Genomic DNA, 7,784 nt, shown 5'->3' with positions numbered 1-7,784 from the left:
CCCCCAAATTCACTTATTTGAAACGGGCGTTGGTTTTTTCTACAAAACTTAAGAAAAATCGTATTTTTCATCTATTTTTTGATCATATTTATCATTTTTTCTCTTATTTCTTTCAACATGAGCATTTCATTTCCAATCTTTAAAAGTCTTTTAAGCTTGAAATTTAAGCCTTAGCATTTATTTTTTCTTTCAGCAGAGTCTTACCAATCTTCTAGCAACGTTGTTTTCAGACTTAAAATCACTCTGTATTCCGTTCATCTCTGTATTTTTGATAAATCATCTTTCTAAAGACGTAGTTCTTTTATATTTGATACATGCCTAAGCTGAAAAACTGCCACGTCGCTACAAAGGCACCTAATTATTTAACAAGAATGGAGTGCTTAGTCTGTTTTTATTTCATTCGCATAAATAGCAAAACCCTCTTCTATGCACATCTCAATCAAAATAATTCAAGACAGAGCTGAAATAACAGCCACGATAAAGCTTAATGATACAGAGCATCTGGATATAAGTAGAAAACGCTGTGCTATATACTGTAAGGTAATGACCATCTTTATTGAAAAGTCTGTTGCACCTAACTTTTATGACAACTCGTTATTTGTCTGCGAGAAACTGATTTTAAAAACTAAATTTTTGCCAATAAAAAAGGAAGAGATCTCTCCCAAAACCTCTTCCTCGGAGTTAGATCGTTATCTGATCCATAGATGTCATTATTGTAGTTATCTTAAAAAGCCCCTTAGGGAAGAGACTTGAAAACTGTGGAGAGTTATTCTTATTGACCCTTCTAGCGATGTTAAAAACATCAACTAGACGTTGAAATCTTATACACACTCATTTTAAATTGCAATATTTTTGGAAAAAATTAAGCATTGTTTTTATAAGGTTTTTTTTGAATTTATTTATTTGATTTTTTTATAAAGATTAAAAAATAAAAAGCAGGCCGAAGCCTGCTTTTATATCAATGACTTAAAGCATATATATGCACTGACTTAGTCTGTAAAAGTGACTTTCGCAATGGCTTTTTTACCCGACTGGATAATTAAAGTGACATTTTCTTTAACAGAGAAACTCATATCGACCACGTTCCAATCGACTTTGACCGCACCACGACCCACGGCATCTTTTGCCGCTGCAGCATTTGGGTTTAAACCGGCTACGCGAAGAATTGTTGCAATAAACAACTCGCCACCAAATTCTGCACGTGAAATTGTCACTTCAGGTGTTCCTTCGGGTAACTCACCCTCAGTAATCAGATTGCCTGCACCTTTATGTGCATTTTCTGCCGCTTCTGCACCATGGAAACGCTCTACCAACTCAAGCGCAAGAATCTTTTTCACTTCTTGTGGATTACGCCCTTCAGCAATTTCGTTTAGCAGGACTTTAATGTCTTCAACGGATTTAAAGCTGAGTAAATCGAAATAGCGTTCAATTAATGCATCTGGCATCGAAAGGACTTTTTGATACATCGCGCCTGGTGCATCAAATACGCCAATATAGTTACCCAAAGACTTAGACATTTTGTTCACACCGTCTAAACCTTCAAGGATTGGTACAGTAATGCACACTTGTGCTTCTTGATCATAACGACCTTGAAGTGTACGCCCCATCAATAAGTTAAAGGTTTGGTCTGTACCGCCTAATTCAACATCCGCCTCAAGGGCAATCGAGTCATAGCCTTGAACCAATGGATACAAAAACTCATGAATTGCAATCGGTTGATGGTTGTTATAACGCTTGGTGAAATCATCACGCTCAAGCATACGTGCAACCGTTTGCTGTGAGGCCAACTGAATTAAATCAGCCGCTGTCTTGGTTGCAAACCATTCTGAGTTAAAACGCACTTTAGTTTTGTTCGGATCAAGAATTTTAAACACCTGTTCTTGATAAGTTTTTGCATTTTCAAGCACTTGCTCACGCGATAATGGTGGGCGTGTTGCACTTTTTCCAGTCGGGTCACCGATCATTGCGGTATAATCCCCAATCAAGAAGGTCACGTCATGACCCAAGTCTTGGAAAGTTTTCAATTTATTAATTAAAACCGTATGCCCCAAGTGCAAGTCAGGCGCAGTCGGGTCAAAGCCCGCTTTAATTTTTAAAGGACGATTTTCTTTTAATTTCTTCAGAAGATCTTCTTCAGAAATAATTTCATGCGTGCCTCGTTGAATGAGAGCAAGTTGTTCTTCAGCCGGCAGGAAATTTGACATCACAAAACCCAAACACATCAGTTATTCAATTTGTGCGATATACTAACACTTTTTCAGCACATTGCAGGCTTTAGAATAATCATGACAGCGATCTATATTGGGGTAATGACCGGCACCAGCATGGATGGTGTTGATATTGTTGCTGCTTCTTTTGATCCATTGCAGCTTCACGCCACCCTCACTCTTTCTTTCGACCCAGATTTACGCGATGAACTGATGGCACTCACTTTGCCCGGTGACAACGAAATCGACCGTATGGGCAAGGCAGATGTGGCTTTAGCAAAGATGATTGGCGAAGGCATCAATCAACTGATTGAGCAAAGTCATTTAGATCGTAGTCAAATCAAAGCGATTGGCTCACATGGACAAACCATTCGCCACCGCCCAGAGCATGGCTTTACCCTGCAAATTGGTGACCCAAACATCATCACTGAAATCACCCAAATTCCTGTGATTTCAGATTTTCGACGTCGTGATATGGCCGCAGGTGGACAAGGTGCCCCGCTGGTTCCTGCTTTTCACCAAGATATGTTCCAACATGAGAGCATTCATCGCGTCATCTTAAATCTAGGCGGCATCGCCAATGTCAGTATGTTGCCCGCAGGCCAACCTGATCAGGTCTACGGTTTTGATACAGGCCCAGCCAACATTTTAATGGACGCTTGGTGTGAACGCTTTACTGGACAGCCCTATGATGAAAATGGCAATTGGGCAGCTTACGGCCATCCGATTCGTAGCCTGCTCGATCGGCTCCAAGCACATGAGTATTTTTCTAAAGAACCACCGAAAAGTACCGGCCGTGAAGACTTTAACCTCGAATGGTTAGATGAACAAATTGCAGACTGGCGCAATGACCTTGAATATGACGAGCTTGAAGATAGTCCTGAAAATGTTCAGGCCACCTTAATGAAGCTCACCACGCGCGCCATTAAAAAAGCCATCTATCGCTCCGATATGGATACCGGTGAAGTCTACGTCTGTGGTGGTGGTGCCTATAATTCACACCTTTTAGAACAATTACGTTGGCGCTTACGTAAGCACAATTGGTCTGTACAAACCACCTCCGCCGTTGGCTTAGCTCCAACGTGGGTAGAAGCAACCGCCTTTGCTTGGTTGGCTATGCGCTTTATCCATCAACTCAGCGGCAACTTACCGACAGTGACAGGCGCACAAGGTAACCGTATTCTCGGGACGATTACCGCGGTTTAAACATCAAAGTGCTTCTGGTCTTTTAGACGCAACCCGAGCAAATCAAAAAAGCCAGTCAAGTGAATAACCAACTGGCTTTTTATCTATCTCAGCGATTTTTTGCTGTTAATGTTAACGCATCATCAACTTGGCATTTTCCTGCCGAAAGGCTTTTAAAATTTGCTGTCCCGCTCGTCCCGTCGGACTTAAACCTAAACGGATTTGCTCCTGTCGAATCGCTTGACGAGTTTTATCACCAATCAAACCATCCACCGCGCCAATATCATAGCCACGATTCAGTAAAAACTGCTGAATTTCACGACGTTCAGAACGTGAAGTGCCTGCATCATCGGTTGGCCAAGCTGTACTAAACCCACCTTGCCCTTGTAAACGGTCTGACAAATGCGCAATCGCTAATGCATAACTTTCTGCTGCGTTATAACTATAGATTGCATCAAAGTTTTTAAACACTAAAAATAGTGGACCATTTTCACCAGCAGGTGCCATCAACCCCGCTTGCGAGCTAGAAGATAAATTGCCTTGAATTAACGCTGAGCCATCTGCGCGTACCAAGCCATTCTGCACCCAGTAAGACAATGACTTCTTATTGCGACGACTTTCACCACTCAGAGAAATCGCTTGCGGATTTTTTACTTCAAAGCCCCAAGGCTGCCCAGTTTGCCAACCGCGTTTTTTGAGGAAATTGGCTGTTGATGCCAAAGCATCTGTAGTACTCGACACCAAATCACGGCGTCCATCACCATCAAAGTCGACGGCCAACTCTTCATACGTTGATGGCATAAACTGGGTATGGCCAAACGCACCTGCCCACGAGCCTTTCAGTTGTGATTCAGTTAAATCGCCACGCTGTAAAATGCGCATCACGGCAAAAAACTCTCCACGGAAATAGCTTTGACGGCGCCCTTCACAACTCAATGTGCCTAGCGCTTGTAATAATGGATATTTACCTGAAATATCGCCAAAATTACTTTCCACGCCCCACACGGCAACCACGGTCTCCGCAGGCACACCATACACTGCCGCAACACGATTCAACACTTCACGATGCTTCGCCAATTTTTGCTGACCCACAGCAACACGCTCATCATCCACCAATCCTGACAAATAATCCCAAATCGGCGTGGAAAATTCAGGTTGGTAATTTAATTTTTCAATCACAGAATAATCTGGCGTTAAATTTTGCGTGTAGCGATCATAACTAGAGGCAGACACACCATTCGCCATCGCTTGGCTTTTTAAGTTGGTAATACAGCTTTGAAATGAGTTCTGAGGGCTATAATCGGAAGTTACGACATTTGAACTGCCTGTAATTTTTTGACCATTAATAATGAGCTCAGCATTCGCCTGAGTCGCCGCTAAAAAAAATGAACCTAAAAGAAAAGCAAAACGGTGCATAAAATCCCTAATGATTCTTTATCTCTAAATTATGCTTTTTACCTTAACACTTTCGATTTCACTTTTCTGAATCAAAACGTAAATGAATATTCATTCTGGTTTAAATTCAAAACCATCTTTTAAATTTAAACCAAATTATCCACAGCACCACAAACCTCAACTTTTGAATTCAAAAACAATCTCTGACTCAGCAAGCACTTTAAATTCAATCATCTTGTTTTAAATTCATTTATCCACAAATTTTATTTAACACTAACAATCAACAACATATAGAAAATTAACCTTCAAAACCCAAGCTCAATATTTTTAAATTCAAACTCTCAAATTCATTCAGCGGTCTTTAAATTTATTCTTTTGAATTTAAATTCAAAAAGCATCAACACTTTTAAATTTAAACATTCGATTTAAATTTAAAATGCACTTTTGAATTCAAAATTTTTACTTCTATTTTTTAAATTCAAAACACGCTTACAAAGATATCCACAGACCCAAGTTAACCGAGATTTCTGCTGTTTCAGCTTTTTTAGGTGAAAATCAGTGTCACATTCAATTATGGACTTTGTTTTAAACGTACTTCTCTGCACAAAACTCGCTTTATTTTGCTTTCAGTTTATTTTTCTATACCCTGATTTTATCTAAACGGATAAAAAACATGCAATTTATTTTAAATTTGATCCGATTAACGGTCACTTTTTTCGAAGAGGCGCAATCATGCCTGAATGAATCTAAATAAAAAAGCGACCACTCTTGTGATCGCCTTTTTTAACAACAACTGAAGCTTTAGATGGTCATATCTTCACTCAGTGCCAATGGATTCGGTAAGATTTTCGCCAACTGACGACATAGCGTCGTGAGTTGAGCGGTATCATTCGGCATTAAAGTCAGGTGACCAATCTTACGACCTTCACGTTCTTCCTTATTATAAAGATGTAGATGTACACCTTCTAAGGCCAAGACTTGTTCAGACTGTGGATATTCACCAATAATATTGATCATGACCGTAGGGCGAACCACTTCAGTTGAACCCAAGGGTAAGCCTGCGACTGCACGAATATGGTTTTCAAACTGAGAGCATACTGCGCCTTCAATCGACCAGTGTCCTGAATTATGCACACGTGGCGCCATTTCATTGGCATACAAACCTTTGTCTGTGACAAACAGTTCTAAGGTCAACACGCCAACATAATTCAAATGATTCAATAGGCGAGTGATGTAGTCTTGTGCAACGGGTTGTAAGTCCGCACTATTCGGTGCAGGAACAATCGAGTGCGACAAAATACCATGATGATGATGATTTTCAGCCAATGGCCACGTTTTCACATCGCCATTTTGACCACGTACCGCAATGATCGAAACTTCACGCGAGAAGGTCACAAAGCTTTCTGCAATTAAACTTCCAGCAGGGCCTAATTCAGCCCATGCTTGTTCAATTTGTTGTTCAGAGCGCAATACAAACTGACCTTTGCCATCATAGCCACCTGTGGCTGTCTTCAGCACAATCGGTAAACCCAGCTCAGCAACCGCAGCACTTAAACTTTCTAGGGAATCTACCGCTTTATAAGGCGCAACAGGAATCTCAAGCTCATCAAATAACGCTTTTTCAGACAAGCGATGCTGTGCAATGGCTAAAGCCTGACGCGGCGGATGCATATCTTTTTGCTTGGTCAAAACATCAACATCAGACAAAGGCGTATTTTCAAACTCAAGGCTGAAGACATCTGCACTGGCAATAAAGTCTTGTAAACCGTTTTCAGTTTTGCTTGAAATCACAGTTCCTAAAGCCGCTGAAGGGCAGTCTGTACTCACATCAAAGAACGTACATTGAATATTCAGTGGCAAAGCCGCTTGCGCCATCATGCGACCCAGCTGCCCACCACCAAAAATACCGATGGTTTTATTCATGAGGAATGCCCCGTATTAAGCTTGGCCTGGAATGTTGTTGCTTGCGACTTTGTCGGTTTGTGCAGCACGGAAATCGGCCACATTTTTTGCAATTTCAGGACGTGTCAGACCTAAAATTTGTGCTGCCATAATCGCGGCATTGGTTGCACCTGCTGGACCAATCGCTAAGGTACCCACTGCAATACCTGCTGGCATTTGTACAATCGATAACAGTGAATCGACACCGTTTAAAATCGAAGACTTCACTGGCACACCAAGTACAGGCAAATCAGTTTTCGCCGCACACATTCCCGGTAAATGCGCCGCACCGCCCGCACCCGCAATAATCACTTGGATACCACGGTCACGTGCTTGTTCAGCATATTCAAAAAGACGATCTGGCGTACGGTGCGCAGACACAACTTCCGCTTCAAATGGGACACCAAGTTGCTTAAGCATATTGGCAGTGTGTTCGAGAGTGGCCCAATCTGATTGAGAACCCATGATAATTCCAACGAGAGGAGTGTCTTGTGAAGCGGCCGCATTCATTGCAATGTTTCCAGAGATAGTTAAGAGAGATAAATCTCGACTAGCGCCAAGCTTTAATAAGAGCCCCGTATTATAGACTGATTTTTCAGCTCTCCAAAATTTAACCGTGCAACTAAATGCAGATTTTTCTTGTTTTTTTATTTCGTAGCATAAAACTTAAATAAAAAGAGGACTGTAGCCTCATTTTTTGAGTTATTGGCTGCGAAAAACAAAATACACACAACCAAATAAACACAGTCCGGCCCACAAATAATCGAGCTTAAAAGGCTGTTTAAATAAGAAAAGCATAAACGGTACAAAAACCAATAACGTCACCACTTCTTGGGTGATTTTCATTTCACCCATTGACCAGCCTTGCTGTGACAGCATACGGGTCGCAGGAATCATAAAACTGTATTCCACCAAGGCAATGAACCAGCTAAATAAAATGGCTTGCCAAAGCGGCACACCCGGCAAAAATTTTAAATGTCCATACCATGCAAGTGTCATAAAACAGTTGGCAATAATCAATAAAATAAAGGGCAGGGACATGAAGCAAAATCGCTG

The 7,784-nt window shown here is 41.2% G+C and carries 6 protein-coding genes; 1 reads left to right on the top strand and 5 read right to left on the bottom strand.

Annotated elements, in window-relative coordinates; translation table 11 throughout:
• Positions 1 to 989: 989 nt before the first annotated feature.
• Entirely contained in the window at positions 990 to 2,222 is a 1,233-nt protein-coding gene (gene tyrS, locus KVY11_RS15640) for a tyrosine--tRNA ligase (RefSeq protein ID WP_148827032.1), read from the bottom strand.
• 63 nt (positions 2,223 to 2,285) lie between these two features.
• Here tyrS and KVY11_RS15635 point away from each other — a divergent pair, with 63 nt between their 5' ends.
• The gene (locus tag KVY11_RS15635; protein ID WP_218289460.1) at positions 2,286 to 3,413 is read left to right on the top strand and encodes an anhydro-N-acetylmuramic acid kinase; all 1,128 of its coding nucleotides are present in this window, start codon (positions 2,286 to 2,288) and stop codon (positions 3,411 to 3,413) included.
• A gap of 111 nt (positions 3,414 to 3,524) precedes the next feature.
• Here KVY11_RS15635 and KVY11_RS15630 read toward each other — a convergent pair whose 3' ends face one another.
• The 4 genes from KVY11_RS15630 to KVY11_RS15615 form a co-directional block, all read right to left on the bottom strand.
• Complete coding sequence (locus tag KVY11_RS15630) at positions 3,525 to 4,808, bottom strand: lytic murein transglycosylase (protein WP_218289459.1); 1,284 nt, start codon at positions 4,806 to 4,808, stop codon at positions 3,525 to 3,527.
• Positions 4,809 to 5,588: 780 nt separating this feature from the next.
• Positions 5,589 to 6,710: a 5-(carboxyamino)imidazole ribonucleotide synthase gene (locus tag KVY11_RS15625; RefSeq protein ID WP_218289458.1), complete on the bottom strand. Its 1,122-nt coding sequence runs from the start codon at positions 6,708 to 6,710 to the stop codon at positions 5,589 to 5,591.
• Between the two features lie 15 nt (positions 6,711 to 6,725).
• Positions 6,726 to 7,238 carry a 5-(carboxyamino)imidazole ribonucleotide mutase gene (gene purE / locus KVY11_RS15620; protein WP_004697498.1) on the bottom strand — a complete coding sequence of 171 codons (513 nt, stop codon included), beginning with the start codon at positions 7,236 to 7,238 and terminating at the stop codon, positions 6,726 to 6,728.
• A gap of 192 nt (positions 7,239 to 7,430) precedes the next feature.
• A complete protein-coding gene (locus KVY11_RS15615) occupies positions 7,431 to 7,769 on the bottom strand; it encodes a DMT family protein (protein WP_004977754.1) in 339 nt (112 codons plus the stop codon).
• Between the last annotated feature and the right edge of the window lie 15 nt (positions 7,770 to 7,784).

The sequence above is a fragment of the Acinetobacter sp. CWB-G5 genome (assembly GCF_019209785.1).
Lineage (GTDB): Bacteria > Pseudomonadota > Gammaproteobacteria > Pseudomonadales > Moraxellaceae > Acinetobacter > Acinetobacter johnsonii.
Note: the sequence above shows the minus strand (reverse complement) of the source record. Positions and strands in the feature narration are given on the sequence as shown.